The sequence below is a fragment of the Aeromonas sp. RU39B genome (assembly GCF_900156095.1).
GTDB lineage: Bacteria > Pseudomonadota > Gammaproteobacteria > Enterobacterales > Aeromonadaceae > Aeromonas.
Map to the genome: position 1 here is coordinate 133921 of NZ_FTMJ01000010.1, position 18168 is coordinate 152088.

The 18168-nt window shown below is 58.4% G+C and carries 16 protein-coding genes; 14 read left to right on the plus strand and 2 right to left on the minus strand.

Annotated features, from left to right (window positions below; translation table 11 throughout):
• Positions 1-41: 41 nt before the first annotated feature.
• Positions 42-347 carry an ArsR/SmtB family transcription factor gene (locus BW958_RS14335; RefSeq protein WP_076576442.1) on the plus strand — a complete coding sequence of 102 codons (306 nt, stop codon included), beginning with the start codon at positions 42-44 and terminating at the stop codon, positions 345-347.
• 51 nt (positions 348-398) lie between these two features.
• Here BW958_RS14335 and rpsT read toward each other — a convergent pair whose 3' ends face one another.
• Positions 399-662: a 30S ribosomal protein S20 gene (rpsT, locus tag BW958_RS14340; protein ID WP_042046038.1), complete on the minus strand. Its 264-nt coding sequence runs from the start codon at positions 660-662 to the stop codon at positions 399-401.
• 189 nt (positions 663-851) lie between these two features.
• Here rpsT and murJ point away from each other — a divergent pair, with 189 nt between their 5' ends.
• From murJ to BW958_RS14400, 12 genes are all read left to right on the plus strand, one after another.
• The gene (gene murJ / locus BW958_RS14345) at positions 852-2417 is read left to right on the plus strand and encodes a murein biosynthesis integral membrane protein MurJ (protein WP_076576443.1); all 1566 of its coding nucleotides are present in this window, start codon (positions 852-854) and stop codon (positions 2415-2417) included.
• A 63-nt stretch (positions 2418-2480) separates the two neighbouring features.
• Positions 2481-3419: a bifunctional riboflavin kinase/FAD synthetase gene (gene ribF, locus BW958_RS14350; RefSeq protein ID WP_076576444.1), complete on the plus strand. Its 939-nt coding sequence runs from the start codon at positions 2481-2483 to the stop codon at positions 3417-3419.
• A gap of 39 nt (positions 3420-3458) precedes the next feature.
• Entirely contained in the window at positions 3459-6320 is a 2862-nt protein-coding gene (ileS, locus tag BW958_RS14355; protein WP_076576445.1) for an isoleucine--tRNA ligase, read from the plus strand.
• Positions 6320-6826 (plus strand): signal peptidase II, encoded by a 507-nt coding sequence (lspA, locus tag BW958_RS14360; RefSeq protein WP_076576446.1) that lies wholly within the window; start codon positions 6320-6322, stop codon positions 6824-6826. The genes ileS and lspA overlap by 1 nt, the downstream gene beginning before the upstream one ends.
• Positions 6823-7266 carry an FKBP-type peptidyl-prolyl cis-trans isomerase gene (fkpB, locus tag BW958_RS14365; RefSeq protein ID WP_076576447.1) on the plus strand — a complete coding sequence of 148 codons (444 nt, stop codon included), beginning with the start codon at positions 6823-6825 and terminating at the stop codon, positions 7264-7266. The genes lspA and fkpB overlap by 4 nt, the downstream gene beginning before the upstream one ends.
• Positions 7266-8201 (plus strand): 4-hydroxy-3-methylbut-2-enyl diphosphate reductase, encoded by a 936-nt coding sequence (gene ispH / locus BW958_RS14370; RefSeq protein WP_076576448.1) that lies wholly within the window; start codon positions 7266-7268, stop codon positions 8199-8201. Before fkpB ends, ispH begins: the two co-directional genes overlap by 1 nt.
• Positions 8202-8305: 104 nt before the next feature.
• Complete coding sequence (locus tag BW958_RS14375; protein WP_076576449.1) at positions 8306-8713, plus strand: type IV pilin protein; 408 nt, start codon at positions 8306-8308, stop codon at positions 8711-8713.
• Positions 8714-8716: 3 nt separating this feature from the next.
• Complete coding sequence (pilV, locus tag BW958_RS14380) at positions 8717-9271, plus strand: type IV pilus modification protein PilV (RefSeq protein WP_076576450.1); 555 nt, start codon at positions 8717-8719, stop codon at positions 9269-9271.
• Between the two features lie 2 nt (positions 9272-9273).
• Positions 9274-10260 carry a PilW family protein gene (locus tag BW958_RS14385; RefSeq protein WP_306169664.1) on the plus strand — a complete coding sequence of 329 codons (987 nt, stop codon included), beginning with the start codon at positions 9274-9276 and terminating at the stop codon, positions 10258-10260.
• Positions 10257-10679: a pilus assembly PilX family protein gene (locus tag BW958_RS14390; RefSeq protein ID WP_076576451.1), complete on the plus strand. Its 423-nt coding sequence runs from the start codon at positions 10257-10259 to the stop codon at positions 10677-10679. The genes BW958_RS14385 and BW958_RS14390 overlap by 4 nt, the downstream gene beginning before the upstream one ends.
• An 8-nt stretch (positions 10680-10687) precedes the next feature.
• Positions 10688-14299, plus strand: coding sequence for a pilus assembly protein (locus BW958_RS14395; protein WP_256702029.1), 3612 nt, complete (start codon positions 10688-10690; stop codon positions 14297-14299).
• Positions 14296-14574, plus strand: coding sequence for a TapY2 family type IVa secretion system protein (locus BW958_RS14400; protein WP_083687355.1), 279 nt, complete (start codon positions 14296-14298; stop codon positions 14572-14574). Before BW958_RS14395 ends, BW958_RS14400 begins: the two co-directional genes overlap by 4 nt.
• Positions 14575-14598: 24 nt before the next feature.
• Here BW958_RS14400 and BW958_RS14405 read toward each other — a convergent pair whose 3' ends face one another.
• A complete protein-coding gene (locus BW958_RS14405; protein WP_076576452.1) occupies positions 14599-16911 on the minus strand; it encodes a zinc/cadmium/mercury/lead-transporting ATPase in 2313 nt (770 codons plus the stop codon).
• A 270-nt stretch (positions 16912-17181) separates the two neighbouring features.
• Between BW958_RS14405 and BW958_RS14410 the strand changes: the two genes are divergently transcribed.
• Positions 17182-17739 (plus strand): single-stranded DNA-binding protein, encoded by a 558-nt coding sequence (locus BW958_RS14410; protein WP_076576453.1) that lies wholly within the window; start codon positions 17182-17184, stop codon positions 17737-17739.
• Positions 17740-18168 lie beyond the last annotated feature (429 nt).

The following is an 18168-nucleotide window of genomic DNA, read 5'->3' on the forward strand; positions in this document are numbered from 1 at the left end:
GTCCTCGCTATCATGCAAGACGAGACAAGGCCGGAGGAATCATGGATCTTGCACAAATGGAAAAGAATGCAGGTCAGGCGGTTGCACTGCTCAAGGCGTTGGCTAACGAGCGGCGGCTGTTCATCCTCTGCAATTTGCTGAATCGTGAATTGTCAGTCAGTGAATTGAATGAAGTGGTGGGATTAAGTCAGTCAGCGCTCTCCCAGCATTTGGCGGTATTGCGTCGTGACGGGTTGGTGGCGACCCGCAAACAGGCCCAAACAGTCTATTACTCGCTTAATAGTCATGAGGTCCGTGAGACCATCACCTTGTTACATCGGCTCTATTGCGCAAACGACGGGCAATAAAAAACCGGCAGATTCTGCCGGTTTTTTCGTTCGATCGAACAGCTATATCGATTAGGCCAGAGCCTTGATCTGTGCAGCCAGACGGCTCTTGTGACGAGCAGCCTTGTTCTTGTGGATCAGACCCTTGGTGGCCATACGGTCCAGGATCGGCTGAGCCTTCTCGAAAGCGGCTACAGCAGCAGCCTTGTCGCCAGCGGCGATGGCAGCAACGACTTTCTTGACGTAGGTACGGGTCATGGAACGACGGCTGGCATTGTGCTGACGACGTTTCTCTGCCTGAATCGCGCGCTTCTTAGCAGATTTGATGTTAGCCAAGTTAAACTCCTAAAACTGTCTTAGCGAGTGTATTTCAAAGGCCGAGGAATATGCCTTTGCAACCACAATTTGTCAAACAATTTGTGCAAATAAACACCGACCCCCGATGGTGTGTCAGCGGGTGTGCGGGTAAACTGTCGGCCGATTCTAGCAGCATTCCATGCTTTCCGACAGTTCCTGAGGCCTGCCTTGAGCAAGAAATTGATTAAATCCGGGATGATCGTCTCGCTGATGACCCTGCTCTCCCGTGTGATGGGGTTGGTACGTGATGTAGTGATTGCCAACCTGCTGGGAGCCGGTGCGGCAGCCGACATTTTTTTCTTCGCTAATCGAATTCCCAACTTCCTGCGCCGATTGTTTGCCGAAGGGGCCTTCAATCAAGCGTTTGTGCCGGTGATGACCGAATACAAGAAAGAGGGCAATGAAGAGAAGGTTCGTGAACTGCTGGCCGTTGTTTCGGGGACGCTGGGGGGGATCGTGACGGTAGTCACCCTGCTCGGTGTGCTGTTTTCCGGTGTGCTGACTGCCCTGTTCGGCTGGGGTTGGTTTTGGGATTGGTTGCATGGCGGACCGTCGGCGGCCAAGTTTGAGATGGCCAGCCTGATGCTCAAAATCACCTTCCCCTATCTCTGGTTTATCACGCTGACCGCCATGGCGGGGGCGGTGCTCAATACCTTTGGCCGGTTCGGTGTCTCCTCCTTCACTCCGATATTTCTGAACATCACCATGATCGGTGCCGCCTGGTGGATCTCTCCCTGGTTAAACGATCCCGAACTGGCGTTGGCTATCGGTGTGTTCCTCGGCGGTCTGGTCCAGTTTCTGTTCCAGTTTCCCTTCCTGCGCCAGCTCAACATGCTGGTGTGGCCCAAGTGGGGGTGGCATCACCCTGGGGTTATCAAGATCCGCACCCTGATGATCCCCGCTCTGTTCGGGGTTTCGGTCAGCCAGATCAATCTGCTGCTCAACACCATGCTGGCTTCATTCCTGGCCACCGGTGCCATCAGCCACCTTTACTACTCTGACCGTCTGCTGGAGTTTCCGCTCGGCATGTTCGGTGTCGCCATCAGCACCGTGATTCTGCCGGCGCTGGCCAAAAAGCACGTGGATGCCGACGCGGTCGACTTCTCCCGCACCATGGACTGGGGCATCCGCATGGTGATGCTGCTCGGCATGCCGGCGATGGCCGGTATTGCGGTGCTGCGTGAGCCTATTCTGCGGGTACTGTTCATGCGTGGCGAATTTGGTATGCATGAAGTGACCATGTCGAGCGCCAGTCTGCTGGCATCGACCTCGGGTCTGCTGTCACTGATGCTGATCAAAGTGCTGGCCCCCGGTTACTACGCCCGCCAGGACACCAAGACGCCGGTACGCATCGGCATTATTTCGATGATCGCCAACATGGGGTTCAACTTAGCCTTTATCTATCCCCTTGATTATGTTGGGCTGGCGCTGTCGACCGCGTGCTCTGGCACTATCAACGCCTTCTTGCTCTATCGCGGCCTGCGTCAACGCGGTGTTTATCAACCGGAGGCGGGCACCTGGCTGTTCCTGGTAAAACTGGGGGTAGCGACGGCACTGATGGCCGGTCTGATCGGCTGGCTGTCGCCAGATCTTGACCAGTGGGGCGCGTGGCACATGATAAAGGCGTCGTGGGAGCTGACCAAGCTGCTGATCATCGGTGGCGTGACCTATGGCGCGCTCTTGCTGATCAGCGGAATTCGCTTCCATCACCTGAAAGCAGGACGCGAGGGCTGATCGCAGCGGCCGCCTGATATATAATCCGGCGATTTCGACAGCAGCAAAGATGCAAAGGCAGTGATGGAGCTTATCCGCGGCATCCACAATCTCCGGCCCCGCCACCAGGGTTGCGTTTTGACGATCGGCAACTTCGACGGGGTCCACATGGGGCACCGTGCCGTGCTGAGCCGTCTCAAGGAGAAGGCCGATCAACTCGGTCTGCCGGCTTGCGTTATGTTGTTCGAGCCACAGCCGCTTGAGCTGTTTGCCGACAGCCGGGCGCCGGCCAGGCTCACCCGTCTGCGCGAGAAGGCGGAGGCGCTGCGCAGCATCGGCATCGACCGGTTGCTCTGTGTGCGCTTCAATCATGCCTTTGCCGAGCAGTCGGCCACGACCTTTATTGAGGCGTTGTTGGTTGGCAAGCTGGGCGTTCGTTATCTGGTGGTGGGGGACGATTTTCGCTTCGGCAACGCGCGCGAAGGGGATTTCCACCTGCTTGAGCAGGCTGGTCGTCGCCTCGGCTTTGAAGTGATCAGTACCCACAGCTTCAACCTGTCACGGCAACGGGTGAGCAGCACGTTGGTTCGCGAGGCTCTGTCAGCCGGACGACTGGCCGAAGTGGAAATGATGCTGGGGCGTCCTTACAGCATCAGCGGGCGGGTCGCCCACGGCGACAAGTTGGGACGCACTATCGGTTTTCCGACCGCCAATCTGGCCCTCAAGCGCCGCGTGGCGCCGGTCAGTGGCGTCTATGCAGTGGAAGTGTTATGTTCCGGCAAGACCTTCCCCGGCGTGGCCAATGTCGGCTTACGCCCTACTCTGAACGGGAAAGAAGCCCGTTTGGAGGTACATCTGTTTGACTTCTCGGGCGATCTTTATGGGCAGCAGATCAAGGTGTTGCTGCGCCACAAACTGCGTGAAGAGCAGAAATTTGACTCCTTCGCTGCCCTGAGAGCGCAGATCGAACATGATGCCGCGACAGCCCGAGCCTGGTTCGGTCTGGCGCCGGCCAATCCATAATCCAGCACTCTTTTAGAAATTGAAGGGAACCCAGGATCGATGAGCGACTATAAACACACCCTGAATCTTCCGGAAACCCCGTTTCCGATGCGCGGCGATCTGGCCAAGCGTGAACCCCAGATGCTCCAGCATTGGTATGATCAGGATCTCTACGGCGCGATTCGCAGCGTCAAGAAGGGCAAGAAATCCTTCATCCTGCACGATGGCCCCCCCTACGCCAACGGCAGCATTCACATCGGTCACTCCGTCAACAAGATCCTCAAAGACATCATTATCAAGTCCAAGGGGCTGTCAGGGTTCGACTCTCCCTATGTTCCGGGTTGGGACTGCCACGGTCTGCCGATCGAGCTGAAGGTCGAAGGCATGGTGGGCAAGCCGGGCGAGAAGGTCACTGCGGCCGAATTCCGCGAAGAGTGCCGCAAGTACGCCAAGACCCAGATCGAGGCGCAAAAGACCGACTTTATCCGTCTGGGTGTGCTGGGCGATTGGGAACACCCCTATCTGACCATGGACTTCAAGACGGAAGCTAACATCATCCGCTCGCTGGCCAAGATCGTGGACAACGGCCACCTGCACAAGGGCTCCAAGCCGGTGCACTGGTGTACCGATTGTGGCTCTGCGCTGGCTGAAGCTGAAGTGGAGTACTACGACAAGAGCTCCCCGGCCATCGACGTGCGCTTCAAGGCGGTTGATGAAGCTCTGGTTGCCAGCAAGTTTGATTGTGTCGAAGGCCACCTTGGCCACGGCCCGCTCTCCGTTGTGATCTGGACCACCACTCCGTGGACCCTGCCGGCCAACCGTGCCGTTGCCCTGAGCGCCGAGCTGAGCTATGCGCTGGTGCAGGTTGAAGGTGAGCAACCGGAGCGCCTGATCCTGGCCGCAGAGCTGGTCAAGGATGTGATGGATCGCGCTGGTATCGAGCACTACCACAACCTGGGTTATGCCAAGGGTGAAGTGCTGGATCTGCTGCGCTTTAACCACCCCTTCTACCACTTCGATGTGCCGGTGATCCTGGGTGATCACGTGACGCTGGATGCCGGTACTGGCGCCGTGCACACCGCGCCTGGCCATGGTCAGGAAGACTTTGTGGTCGGTCAGAAGTACGGTCTGGAAGTGGCCAATCCGGTCGGTAGCAATGGCGTGTATCTGCCGGATACCGAACTGTTTGCCGGTCAGCACGTGTTCAAGGCTAATGCCTCGGTGATCGAGGTGCTCAAGGAGCACGGCGCCCTGCTGCATCATCAGGCCCTGAACCACTCCTACCCGCACTGCTGGCGTCACAAGACTCCGATCATCTTCCGCGCTACCCCGCAGTGGTTTATCAGCATGGACCAAAATGGTCTGCGCAAGCGCGCACTGGAAGAGATCGACCGCATCGAAACCCAGGGTATCGCCGAACAAGGCCAAAGCGGCTGGGTGCCGGCCTGGGGTAAGAACCGTATTCAAGCCATGGTGGAAGGTCGTCCGGACTGGTGTATCTCCCGCCAGCGTACCTGGGGTGTGCCGATCGCACTGTTTGTGCACAGAGAGACCCAGGCTATCCATCCGGAATCTGTCCGTTTGATGGAAGAAGTGGCCAAGCTGGTCGAAGAGAAGGGCATTCAGGCCTGGTGGGATCTCGACAAGAGCACCCTGCTCGGCGCCGATGCCGATCTCTATGACAAGGTTCCCGATACTCTGGACGTTTGGTTTGACTCCGGCTCGACTCACGCTTCGGTGGTGGATGCCCGTCCCGAGTTTAACGGCAAGCCGGCTGACATGTATCTGGAAGGCTCTGACCAGCACCGTGGCTGGTTCATGTCCTCCCTGATGATCGGCGTTGCCATGAAGAACAAGGCTCCCTACAACCAGGTACTGACTCACGGCTTCACCGTGGACGGTCAGGGCCGCAAGATGTCCAAGTCGATCGGCAACGTGGTCAGTCCGCAGGACGTCATGAACAAGCTGGGTGCCGACATTCTGCGTTTGTGGGTGGCCAGCACCGACTACACCGGTGAAATGACCGTCTCTGACGAGATCCTCAAGCGTTCGGCCGATGCCTATCGCCGGATCCGTAACACCGCCCGCTTCCTGCTGGCTAACCTGAACGGCTTCAACCCGGCTACCGACATGGTTGCCGCTGGCGATATGGTCGTGGTGGACCGCTGGGCCGTAGGCCGTGCCAAGGCGGTGCAGGAAGAGATCATCGCCGCTTACGAAGCCTATAACTTCCACGGCGTGACCCAGAAGCTGATGCAGTTCTGCTCGGTCGAGATGGGCTCTTTCTATCTGGACGTCATCAAGGATCGTCAATACACCGCCAAGGCTGACAGCCTGGCCCGTCGCTCCTGCCAGAGCGCCCTGTATCACATCGCAGAGGCCATGGTGCGCTGGATGGCGCCGATCATGAGCTTCACCGCGGACGAGATCTGGGCTCTGTTGCCGGGCGAGCGCGCCAAGTTCGTGTTCACCGAAGAGTGGTATCAAGGCCTGTTTGGTCTGGCCGCTGGCGAACAGATGGGCGATGCCTTCTGGGCTGAGCTGCTGGCTGTGCGTGGTGAAGTGAACAAGGCGCTGGAAGCGGCACGTAACGAGAAGCGTATCGGCGGCTCCCTGCAGGCTGAAGTGACCCTGTATGCCAAACCGGCACTGGCTGCCCAGCTGACCTCGCTCGGTGACGAGTTGCGCTTTGTGCTGCTGACGTCCAAGGCTGCTGTCGTCACAGCCGAAGCGGCTGCCGATGGCGCCGTGGCTACCGAACGTGACGACCTGTGGGTGAGCGTTACCCCGTCTGCCGCAGCCAAGTGCGATCGTTGCTGGCATCATGTGGAAGACGTGGGCACCATCGCTGGTCACGAAGAGATCTGTGGTCGCTGCGTCACCAACGTTGATGGCGCCGGCGAAGTCCGCGCCTTTGCCTAATGGGTGACATGATGCAACAAAAGAGCGGCCTGCGTTGGCTGTGGCTGGCAGTACTGGCGTTCATTCTGGATCAGGCGAGCAAGCTCGCTGTGGTCAAGATGCTGCCTTATGGCTACCCGGGGGTGGAAGTCACCCCCTTCTTTAACCTGGTGCACGTCTATAACAAGGGCGCCGCATTCAGCTTTCTGGCGGATCAGGGGGGCTGGCAACGCTGGTTCTTCGCCCTGCTGGCGTTTGTCATCTGTGGTCTGCTGATCCACTGGCTGCGCAAACAGCCTGCTGAGCAGAGCTGGAACGGCATTGCCTACTCCTTCATCATCGGCGGCGCGCTCGGCAACGTATTCGACCGTCTGGTGCTGGGCCATGTGGTCGACTTCCTCGACTTCTTCTGGGGAGCTGCGCACTGGCCGGCGTTCAATCTGGCTGACAGCTTCATCTTCATTGGTGCGGTGATGATCGTGCTCGACGGACTGCGCGGTAATAAAGCAGGCAAGGAGAAGGCATGAGCAAGCTGATCGCCGGCGACAGCACGGTTCTGTTTCACTTCGCGATCACGCTGGAAGATGGCTCGCTGGCCGACAGCACCCGACTGGGCGGACAACCCGCCCGTCTGGTGATGGGCGACGGCAGCCTGACTCCTCACTTTGAAGCCTGCCTGCTTGGTCTGCAGCAAGGGGATAAGCGAACCTTTACCCTGACGCCGGAGCAGGCCTTCGGGCAGCCCAATCCCGACAACATCCATCACCTCGACCGCGCCAAGTTTGGCGCGGATGCCGAGCCGGAAGTGGGGGCCATTATTGCCTTCACCGTGCCCGGTGGTGGCGAGATCCCGGGTATTGTCCGGGAGGTGGAGGGGATGTCGGTGACCGTTGATTTCAACCATCCGCTGGCCGGGCATACCGTGACCTTCGAGGTCGAGATCCTGGCGGTAGACGAGGAGGCCTGATGGAGATCCTGCTTGCCAACCCCCGCGGCTTTTGCGCCGGGGTCGACCGTGCCATCAGTATTGTAGAGAGCGCGCTGGAGAAGTTTGGTGCACCCATCTACGTGCGTCACGAGGTGGTACACAACCGCTACGTGGTTAACAAACTGAAAGAGGCGGGGGCGGTCTTTGTCGAAGAGATCGACGAGGTGCCCGATGACAATATCGTTATCTTCTCGGCGCACGGCGTCTCCAAGGCAGTGCGTGAGAAGGCCAAGTCGCGTGCTCTCAAAGTGTTCGATGCCACCTGCCCCTTGGTCACCAAGGTTCACATGGAGGTCCACCGTGCCAGCCGTAAAGGCTCTGAAGCGGTGTTGATCGGTCATGCCGGTCACCCGGAAGTGATTGGCACCATGGGCCAATATGAGAACCCCAATGGCGGTATGTATCTGGTGGAGACCCCAGCAGATGTGGCCAAGCTGCAGGTGAAAAATCCCGAGGATCTCTGCTTCGTCACCCAGACCACCCTGAGCGTGGATGAAACCTCTGACGTCATCGACGCCCTCCGCGCTCACTTTCCCAAGATCCAGGGGCCGCGCAAGGACGACATCTGCTACGCCACTCAAAACCGGCAGGATGCGGTGCGCGAGATGGCTTCACAGGTGCAGGTGCTGCTGGTGGTGGGATCGCGCAACTCCTCTAACTCCAATCGTCTGCGTGAGCTCTCCGAGAAGGTGGGTACACCGGCCCATCTTATCGACGATGCCACCATGATCGACGCGCAGTGGTTTGTCGGTGTGGATCGGGTCGGGGTCACGGCTGGCGCCTCAGCACCCGAGGTGCTGGTGCAGCAGGTGATTGCCCGTCTGCATGAGCTGGGCGGCAAGAGCGTGGCTGAGCATCCCGGTCGGGAAGAGAACGTGGTGTTCGAGGTGCCGGCGGAGCTGCGTATCCTCTAAGCGGCTTATTTGCTGCTTTATTGATGATGAACATAATGCCGGGTTTGTGGGTTCCACAAACCCGGCATTACACTTTATAGGTCAAGCACAGCCAAGGATGAGCTATGACCTTGTCAATCAAAGGGTTCTCTTTGATCGAGCTGATGATGGTGGTGGCGATTGTGGCCATCCTCGGCACGATTGCCATTCCCTCTTACCAGCATTTCATACTGAGCGGCCACCGTGTCGAAGCGCAGCGCCTGCTGCTGGATGCCGCTAATCGCCAAGAGAGCTATTTCGCTGACTTCAACACCTATGCCTCAGCCGCCAGCGATCTGAATCTCGACGACACCTCGCCTTCGGGCTATTACCGCTTAGCCGTTTCAGCTGCCCAGCGCGCCTTTACCCTGGAAGCCACGGCTATTGGTTCCCAGCTTGCGGATGAGGCCTGCCGCGTGCTTGCCATCAATCAAGATGGTGAGCGCACCGCCCGAGATAAGGGCGGACAGACCAGCAGCGGTTGCTGGGAGTAGCGTATGCAGCCGTGTCGCGGATTCAGCCTGCTTGAAGTCACCATCGCCGCCGTCATCCTCTCCTTCGGCTTGCTTGGACTGGTCGCCATGCAGAGCTCGGCCCGCTTTGCCGGTTATGAGGCGCGGCAACGGACGCTCGCTACCCTGCTCGCCTCCGACATGCTGGAGCGGGCTCGTCTCAATCGGCTCATATGGCGCGAACAGACCGATCGGGTGTGGCTGGTGGATAGTCATATCCGGCTGGAACGGGCGGCCTGTGCCCAGCCAGACGGCACCCAGAGCCACTGCTCCGACAGCGAGCTGTTACAGCAAGATCTCCTCAACTGGCAGCAGAGTTTGTTGGGGAGCTCAGTCTCCGGGGCCGAAGGGGCGCTGCAGGATCCGGTGGGTTGCATTATCAGGGATGCAAGCAATGCGCTGACCGTACTGGTGCTGTGGGCGGGCAGAGAGCGGATCCACGATGGATCGACCCAGTTTGATGAGACTATCACCATCCCTTGTCAGATAGTCGGCAACGAGAAAACGAGGCGTCAGCTAATGCTGACGACCCGGTTGTGAAAGTGGCTGGCTTTACTCTGGTTGAGTGGCTGGTGGCCATGGTGCTCGGTCTGTTCTTGCTGGCCGGGGTATTGAGCGTGTTTGTTGCGGCGCGCAGCAATACTGGCAGCGCCATTGAGCAGAGTTCCCTACTGGAAAATGGTCGCTTGGCCATGCGCTTATTGACTCAGGATCTGCGTTGGGCCGGATTCTGGGGCGATTACACCGGCTTGCCGATGCAGGTAGGAAGCGGATTAGCACTTTCTGCGGGGGCTCAGGTGCCAATGAGCAAGGATTGCTTTGATGAACGTAGTGAAGGCAGTCTGCCGTCGGCTGTCGCCCCTGCCCGTGCTATCTGGATTGCTCATATCGACAGCAGCAAGGCGATGTCTGGCCTTGGCTGCGTCACGGCCAGCAACCGGATCGCCGACAGCGATGTGCTGACCATTCGGCGTTTGATCGGGTTACCCCAGTCGTCGGCTCTGGATGACAACCGCTTTTATCTGGCGACAACCAGCCAGTCGGCCTATCTCTTTCCCGGTAATGAAACGCCCCCCGACGAGACAGCGATGCCCCATCGTCAAATATGGGAATACCAGTATCACCTTTATTACCTCTATCCCTCTGCCGGTGGTGGTCATGAGCTGAGAAAACGCATGCTGACGGTTAACGGTGGCTCCTGGCTTATTTCGGGGGCGCTGGTCAGCGGAGTCGAGAAGATGGTACTGCAGTGTGGTGTGGATACCTCGGTGGTCGCCGACGGCAAGCTGGACAAGTTTGTTGCGGCCAGCGATGTGACCGCGCAGGAGTGGAATGAAGGCCGGGTGCTGGCGGTGCGCGTTTATCTTTTGATGCGTGCCGCGCAGCCAGACCGTGGTTACGTCAATCGGCAGATCTACCAGCTCGGGCATGTGACGGTCTCGGGCAATGGGGATGGCTATCGGCGCCTGCTGCTGGAGAGCACGGTTGCATTGCGCAATCCCCTGCTGGTGGCTGGAGGTGGTGAATGAAACCGCAAGCGGGTGTCGCGCTGGTGGTGGCACTGGTGATTTTGGTGCCGCTCACCTTGATAGCCGTGACTCTGATGCAGGTAGGGGGCGTTGACCTGCGCATTGCCAGTGCCGGCACGGCGCTGCAGCAGGTGGAGGGGCGGCTGGAGGGGGTCATTGATGGAGAGATTGCGCAAAGTGCACTCTCCAGCCGCATTGGCGCAATGGCCGTGCAAGAGAGCTGGACCGTCGATAATAGCCAGGTCACGTTGCTGCTGCGCAACGAAAGTGTCTGCAAGCGCAAGTTCGATGCCAGCAGCCAGAATGTGATCCCTACCTGCCGCTATGCCGAGTTACAGGTCAGTGAGGCGTATGGCCGACGCTCACGGGGTATGAGCTGGACCGCTGGAATCGAACAACCTCTGCTTAAAGGCAAATAGGAGGCGTCATGCCAAACCTTGGGGTTCGCATGCTATGGATGGCGTTATTGGCAGCATTGCCGGCAATGGCGGATAGCGGTTATTCCGATGATACCGAGCTGTTTATCTACGATTTTTCCAAGGCGGGTGATTATCGCCCCAAGGTGCTGGTTATTTTTGATAACTCCGGCAGCATGGCCGACAGCATGGATGTGGTGCATTCACCCTACGATCCGGCGGTCATTTATCCGGCGCTAAGCGGGGACCCGGATTCGGGTAACTCACTCGGGTATCTCTACTTCTCGACCGACGGCACGGTGCCGGCTATCGACAGTACTCGCCGTTTTCGCAACAGCATCAATGCCTGCGCTGCTTCCAAAGCGCCGCTGGCCAACTCCGGTTATTTCCAATCCCAGATCTGGAGTTATCGTTACGCCAGCTACAGCGGTGGCGTGCCTCGGCAGGGGAGTTGGGAGTCGGTCTCCAATCGCCGTGAGAGCGATATTGTACTGGTCGATTGTAAACAGGACATTCTGGATCGCAATTCAGCCAACCCCTTTAGTGGTTCGCTACCGGTAGGGTCGGTGGCAAGCGGCTACCCGATCAACAAAACCTCTAACACCTCGGGTCAGTGGTACTACACCAGCGACGTGACCAAGGCCACGACCGGCAGCAATACCAGCGTCACCCTCTATTCGGCCAACTATGTGCGCTGGTATCACAGTCCGCAGGGGGTGACGCAGCGCTCGCGGCTGCAGATCGCCAAAGAGGCGGTCAGCGGGGTGATCTCCTCAACGCCCGGCGTCGATTTTGGTCTGGCCGTGTTCAATATGAATGATGCGTCAGCCACCGATGGGGGGCGCATCGTGCGGCGCATCCTGAGTAATGATAGCGATGTGGGTGGCACCAGTGCCGGTCAGCAACTGCTGGATCGCATCGACAACCTGCAGGCCCAGACCTGGACGCCGCTGTGTGAAACCCTCTACGAGGCGTACCGTTTCTACGGTGGGCAGGGGGTTCTGTATGGCAGTCGGGGGGGGACATTGACGCCGCTGCGCGATACTCAGGCGGAAAATCCGGCCGGGACCTACCAGGCACCCTATGACAAGTGTTCGAACAATGGCTACATCATCTATATCACCGACGGGGCACCGACCAACGACACCTCGGCCAATACGGCAGTTCAGAGCTTGCTTAGCACGCTGACCAGCGACGAGCGCGCCGCATTTGGTACAACAGTGGGCTATGGCTCAAGCGGTGAGAAGAGTTATCTGGCGGCGTTGGCCGGCTATATGAAGCGCAAAGATATCAACGCCGGCATGCCTGGCGTGCAGACAGTCACCACCTTCACCGTAGGTTTTGGCGACGAGGCGGTCAGTGGTGCGGGCAATTTGCTATCGGAAACGGCGCGGCGCGGCGGAGGGGAATACTACCCGGCGCTGGATGCACAGGCGCTGACTCAGGCGCTGCGCTCCTCGCTGCTGGCGATTTTGCGCATCAACACCTCGCTGGTGTCGCCGGCGATCACCACCAACAACTTCGACCGTACCCGTAGTCTCAACAACATCTATTACGCCATGTTCCAGCCCGATAGTGGTCCGCGCTGGAAGGGGAATCTGAAAAAACTGGTGCTCTCGGCCGATGGCTACGTCAGTGATGTTAACGGACTTCCGGCGATCCGTAGTGATGGCAGCATCATCGAGCAGGCACAAACCTACTGGTCGAGTGTAGAGGATGGCAATCAGGTCACAATGGGTGGGGCGCAGGCCATGCTGGCGGGCAAAAGCAGCCGCACCCTCTATGTGACCAATAGCAAGGTGACACCGGTTCGGCTCGATCCGTTCGACAAGAGCACTCTGGCGGCTATCGCCGGCAGTGAGGAGCTACTGGCCAGCTATATGGGGTTATCCTCCGTCACTGGGCTCGATGATCAGATTGCGTGGAGTCGGGGCCAGGACGTGGACAACGATGATGGTGATGCGAGCACCACCATTCGCAGCGATATTATCGGCGACCCACTGCACTCCAGACCGTTGGTCATCAACTATGGATGCACCATTGCGACCGGAGCCAGTAGTTGTACGCCGGATCTACGTATCGTGATGGGCACCAACAGCGGCTTTTTGCACATGTTCAAAGACCTGGGTGATAGCGTTGATGAGAGCTGGGCCATGATGCCTTACGAGCTGTTACCCAATCAGCCGATCCTGCGCATCAATGCCGAGTCTGCGACACACGTGTATGGGGTGGACGCATCGCCGGTGGCGCTGGTCAGGGATAGCAACAGTAACGGCGTTATCAAGGCGAGCGAAGGCGATTCGGTCTGGTTGTTCGTCGGTCTTCGTGCCGGTGGGCACAGTTACTACGCCCTTGATATCACCCGGCCGGATCAGCCCCTGCTCAAGTGGGTTATCAATGCGCAAACTAGCGGCTTTGCCGGGCTGGGCCAGAGCTGGTCAGTGCCGGATGTGGCGTTTGTGCCCGGTATCGATGATCCTGTGCTGGTCTTTGCCGGTGGCTACGATCTTAACAAAAGTGTGGCCGGGTTAGGCAGTGCCGACAGCAGTGGCAGCGGGATCTATCTGGTCAACGCTGATTCGGGGCAGTTGCTGTTTAGTGCTACGCCAGCAAACGCTAGCAGTACCAATTTACAAGTGACCGAGATGGTCGACAGTATGCCGGGCGCCGTGTCGTTACTCGACAGTGATGGCGATGGACGCATGGATCGGGTCTATGCCGGTGACACTGGAGGTAGTATCTGGCGGATGGATATGCCCTCGGCAGATCGCTCGCAGTGGAGTGTCTTCAAATTTGCCAGTCTGGGCTCTGACAGTGAGCCAGTCAGTGACCGCCGTTTCTTCACCCAGCCCGTGGTGGTCAAAACCATTAATCGTCAGGTCACCCGCACCGAGCTGGCTGGTGCCAGCACTTATCGTTATCAGGAGCGACCATTTGATGCGGTACTGATCGGCTCAGGGGATCGTAATCGCCCAACCACCGAGTCAACGGTGCACAACGCATTTTTCATGCTGCGTGACTATCAGGTGACCTCCACCAGTTATCGCAGTAAGACGCCACCGCCCCCCATCACGACAGCTGATCTTTATGATGTAACCGTCGATCCTTTTGCCACTGTGACCGACGAAACCGAGACACTTAACTTGCGTGCAGCCATAACCTCGCGCGCCGGCTGGGTTTATTGGCTCACCGAGGCCGGTGAAAAAGTGTTGGGCTCAGCCGTGGTGTTGCAAGGCAAACTCTACTTCACCTCGTTTTTGCCTCAGGTGCAGTCATTTGAAGAGTGCGTGATCGCCTCCATCGGCAATATGCGCCAATACATGGTGGACATGCACTACGGCACCTCATTTCGTTATGTGGTTGATCAGGCTGGTAATCGCACACCGGAGCGTTACGTCGAGGTGAGCAACAAGGTTGCAGACGATCTGGTGGTGCATGCCGGGGATGATGCCCGTATTCGAATCATCGGTGGCGCCCCGGGCAAAGAGGTGATCCTGACCGATAAGGATCAGAATGAGACACTGCGCTGCACTGCAGCCGGTCAGTGCTCGCAGGGCGCCGAAGAGGCTGAGATGGATATGTTGCCAAAGAAGATCTACCTGTATGAGGAGGAGCCGCAATGAGAGGCGCAATGGCTATCGCCTTGTGGGGGGTGGCCACGACGCTCCAGGCTGCCGTGCAGGATGTGAAGTGCTACGTGCAGTTGCAAGATGGGCAGAAGGTCGTGCTGCAGGGCACGGTGCCGCAAGGGAGCGATCCCGTCGCGCAATTTATGCGGCGGGGGCGGGAGATGAACGGACAGATCGTCAAAGTCCGCGAGGTGATCGAATGTCGCCCGAGCGGACTGCCTTTTGAACATCAGACAGCCCGAGAGCAGGAGCAACGTCAACCTCGCTAGATCTGAATGCGCGGTGTGGGTGAGTTAGCGTTTTCGCAGCAGCCGCAAGGCATTGGCCGTCACCAGCGCCGTCGCACCGCTATCAGCCAACACGGCCAGCCACAGGCCGGTAATACCGAGCAGGCTGGTGACCAGGAAGATTGCCTTGAGTCCCAACGCCAGTGCGATGTTCTGGTGGATGTTGGCCAGTGCCGCGCGCGACAGCCGGATCATGGCTGGTAGCGCATGCAGCTGGCTGGTGGTCAGCGCCGCATCGGCGGTTTCCAGAGCCACATCGGTGCCCGACCCCATGGCGATTCCAATACGCGCCCGTTTCATGGCTGGCGCATCATTAATACCATCCCCCACCATGGCCACTGCCTGCTGGTTCGATAACTCGGCAACGGCAGAAACCTTGTCGGCAGGCAACAGGCCGGCGCGATACTCAAGACCAAGCTCGGCAGCAATGGCAGCGGCTGCCTTGGGGTTGTCGCCGGTCAGCATCAGACCGGTAACGCCCATCTGTGACAACTCAGCCAATGCGCTGCGAGCATCGCCGCGCAGTTGATCCTGCAGGGCGAACAAGGCGCAGGGTACACCTTCACAAGCCAGCACGATGACAGTTTTGCCTTGCTGCTCCAGTTGTTCTGCTTGGCTGGTCGCGTGCGCATCGAGACCTTGCTGATGCTGCGGGGCCAGCAGGCTCCAGCGTTCGCTACCAATCATCCCTTCCACCCCCATGCCGGGGAGTGCGCGGATATCGCTTGCAACGCCGGGCGTGATGCCTACACCGGCGACGTAGGTGATCACGGCTTGTGCCAGCGGATGGCGTGAGCCCTGCTCAATAGCGGCTGCAGCGGCCAGCAGCGATTCCCGTGTGGCGTGTTGCGATAACAGGATCACATCAGTGACTCCCGGCTTGCCCAGCGTCAGGGTACCGGTCTTGTCGAACGCAATCAGGTTGATACTGGCCAGCTGCTCTAGTGCAGCGCCACCTTTTATCAAGGCGCCCTGACGGCTGGCCGCGGCCAATGCAGACGTGACGGCTGCCGGAGTAGAGATGACCAGTGCGCAAGGGCAGCCAATCAACAAGAGTGCCAGACCACGGTAGATCCAGGTATCCCAATCTGCACCAAACAGCAGCGGTGGGCAGAGGATCACCAGCAGGGAGACCAGCATCATGGCCGGCGTATACCAGCGGCTGAAGCGATCAATAAAACGCTCGATAGGAGCCCGGCGTGATTCGGCTTCTTCTATTAGCTGCAAGATGCGATCGATAGCGTTATGTCCCGGCTCGGACACGACGCGCAGGCGAACCAGCCGATCCACACTCAGGGAGCCTGCCGCAATCTTGTCGCCGGCACTGCGCTCGACCGGGATGGATTCGCCGGTTAATGCACTTTCGTCAAACGCAGCTAAAGGATCGACCAAGATGGCATCAGCTGGCAGGCGGGTGCCGGGTGCGACTTCAATGACATCACCAGGACGCAGCTGGCTGGCCTCCACCTCTTCCCGACCCGAGTCAATGATTCGAACGGCCCGATCCGGGACTAGCGCCATCAACGCAGTAACACCGGCGCGAGCTCGGTTTGCGGCGTAGGCCTCAAGCTTCTCGCCCAGCATAAAGAGCAGCAGCACCATGGCCGCCTCGGCTGTCTCGCCGAGATAGAGGGCACCGATAGCGGCGACACTCATCAGCGTTTCGATGGCAAAAGGAGTGCCACTACGAGCCAGCCGGAGCGTCTTGGTGATCACTGGCCACAACCCCCACAGAGTTGCCAGCGTAAAGAGTGCAGTGCCAAGCTGCGGCGTTATCTGTCCAAGCAACGCCGCCAACGCCATCAAAGCCGCCAGGGAAAGTAGGCTGACGTTTTCTCGCAGCCAACTCAATGACTGGGTGCTGGTCACAGCAGCAGAACCAGATGCGTTGGAGGTGGGTTGGGCCACCGTAAAGCCCGCTGCCGTAACAGCGTCAAGAATGACTGTGGGGGAGAGACCCGGCAGGGTATCGACAATCAGGCGCTCGGTGGCAAACAGCACCTTCACCTGGTTAACGCCGCTGATCCGTCCCACCGCAGTTTCAATCTTGCGGGCACAGCTGGGGCAATCCATCCCGACAACCTGCCAGCTGAAACGTTGGGTGCCAGCCGTTGCCTCGCTCAATCCTGCTCGGGGGGGATCATCATCCGTATTGGGTTCGGCGTGGCTGCAACAGCTATTTTGAGTGGCATGTGTCGCCTGATGCTCGGCAACATTGGCGTCGCAGCAGCGCGCAGTGTGGTGATGTTGTCCACCGAGCGAAGGCTTGATGGCTTTAATGGCAGACTTTTGCTGACTGGAACAGCAGGAGTGGCTCATGGTGTGCTCCTCGGATTTCCAACTCTTGTCACCACTCTAGACCTTTGACTATGGTCCAAGGTCAAGCGTCAGTGTGTGGCTGGGTTTGCAAGTTAGGAACTCCACGATGCGAAGCTGTCGCCTTGCTGGTAGTATGGAAAGGATCGCCACCCTGTTGGCGATCTGCACCATGGCGTCGTCAAAACCGTCGACCCGTGGCCGGCAATGTAAAAGGTGTAATGAACAGTGTGACCAGCGTTGTCTGGTTTCAATAATGAGGTGAAGTGAGATATGGCCAGTCGCGGCGTCAATAAAGTGATTCTGATCGGTAACCTCGGGCAGGACCCCGAAGTTCGCTACATGCCCAGTGGTGGTGCGGTTACTAACATTACCCTGGCAACCTCTGACACCTGGCGCGACAAGCAGACCGGTGAGCAGAAAGAGCGTACCGAATGGCATCGTGTCGTCCTGTTTGGCAAGCTGGCCGAAGTGGCTGGCGAATACCTGCGTAAAGGTTCTCAGGTATACATTGAAGGTCGTCTGCAAACCCGTAAGTGGCAGGACCAGAATGGCCAGGAGCGTTACACCACTGAAGTAGTGGTTGACGTGGGTGGTAGCATGCAGATGCTCGGCGGTCGTCCGCAAGGTGGTGGCCAGCCGATGAATCCGGCCGGTGCTCAGCAAGGCTGGGGCCAGCCGCAGCAGCCGATGGCTCAGAATGCGCGCCCCGCTCCGGCGCAAAACATGCAGCCGCAAGGTGGCTACAGTCGTCCGGCCGCTCAGCCGCAATCCGCGCCGCCCGTATATAACGAGCCGCCGATGGATTTCGATGACGATATTCCGTTCTGAGAACAGTGAATGACCGTTCTGCCCCGAGCCCCGCATATGCGGGGCTCCGTTTTTTAGGCCACATTTTGGCGCCTAACATCACCGAAATGTGGATAACTCTGGGAGTAACCTGTGCTGTTGCGTGGGGTTTGTTCGAACGCACTGAATTTGGCTGTTTTTTTTATATTTTCGCTTGCCAGCGTGAAACAGCTCCCTATAATGCGCCTCCATCGACAGGGCAACGCAGCATACGCAGCGAGCCGGTCGAAGTGAGAAAAAGCCTTGTGAAATAAGGCTTGACTCACACCGGGATGTGCGTAGAATGCCACTCCCGTCGCGATGAGAATCGCGCAGCTCTTTAACAAATTGAATCAAGCAATCTGTGTGGGCACTCGCAGGATTGAAGCATCAAAAACAATTTTTGATTTTCAATGTCTGATGAAGTGACCA

Bases quoted from the DNA above. Each gene is read 5' to 3' on its own strand.
- BW958_RS14335 (WP_076576442.1), top strand. From the start codon at position 42: ATGGATCTTGCACAAATGGAAAAGAATGCAGGTCAGGCGGTTGCACTG.
- ribF (WP_076576444.1), top strand. From the start codon at position 2,481: ATGGAGCTTATCCGCGGCATCCACAATCTCCGGCCCCGCCACCAGGGT.
- ileS (WP_076576445.1), top strand. From the start codon at position 3,459: ATGAGCGACTATAAACACACCCTGAATCTTCCGGAAACCCCGTTTCCG.
- lspA (WP_076576446.1), top strand. From the start codon at position 6,320: ATGGGTGACATGATGCAACAAAAGAGCGGCCTGCGTTGGCTGTGGCTG.
- fkpB (WP_076576447.1), top strand. From the start codon at position 6,823: ATGAGCAAGCTGATCGCCGGCGACAGCACGGTTCTGTTTCACTTCGCG.
- ispH (WP_076576448.1), top strand. From the start codon at position 7,266: ATGGAGATCCTGCTTGCCAACCCCCGCGGCTTTTGCGCCGGGGTCGAC.
- BW958_RS14375 (WP_076576449.1), top strand. From the start codon at position 8,306: ATGACCTTGTCAATCAAAGGGTTCTCTTTGATCGAGCTGATGATGGTG.
- pilV (WP_076576450.1), top strand. From the start codon at position 8,717: ATGCAGCCGTGTCGCGGATTCAGCCTGCTTGAAGTCACCATCGCCGCC.
- BW958_RS14390 (WP_076576451.1), top strand. From the start codon at position 10,257: ATGAAACCGCAAGCGGGTGTCGCGCTGGTGGTGGCACTGGTGATTTTG.
- BW958_RS14395 (WP_256702029.1), top strand. From the start codon at position 10,688: ATGCCAAACCTTGGGGTTCGCATGCTATGGATGGCGTTATTGGCAGCA.
- BW958_RS14400 (WP_083687355.1), top strand. From the start codon at position 14,296: ATGAGAGGCGCAATGGCTATCGCCTTGTGGGGGGTGGCCACGACGCTC.
- BW958_RS14405 (WP_076576452.1), bottom strand. From the start codon at position 16,911: ATGAGCCACTCCTGCTGTTCCAGTCAGCAAAAGTCTGCCATTAAAGCC.
- BW958_RS14410 (WP_076576453.1), top strand. From the start codon at position 17,182: ATGGCCAGTCGCGGCGTCAATAAAGTGATTCTGATCGGTAACCTCGGG.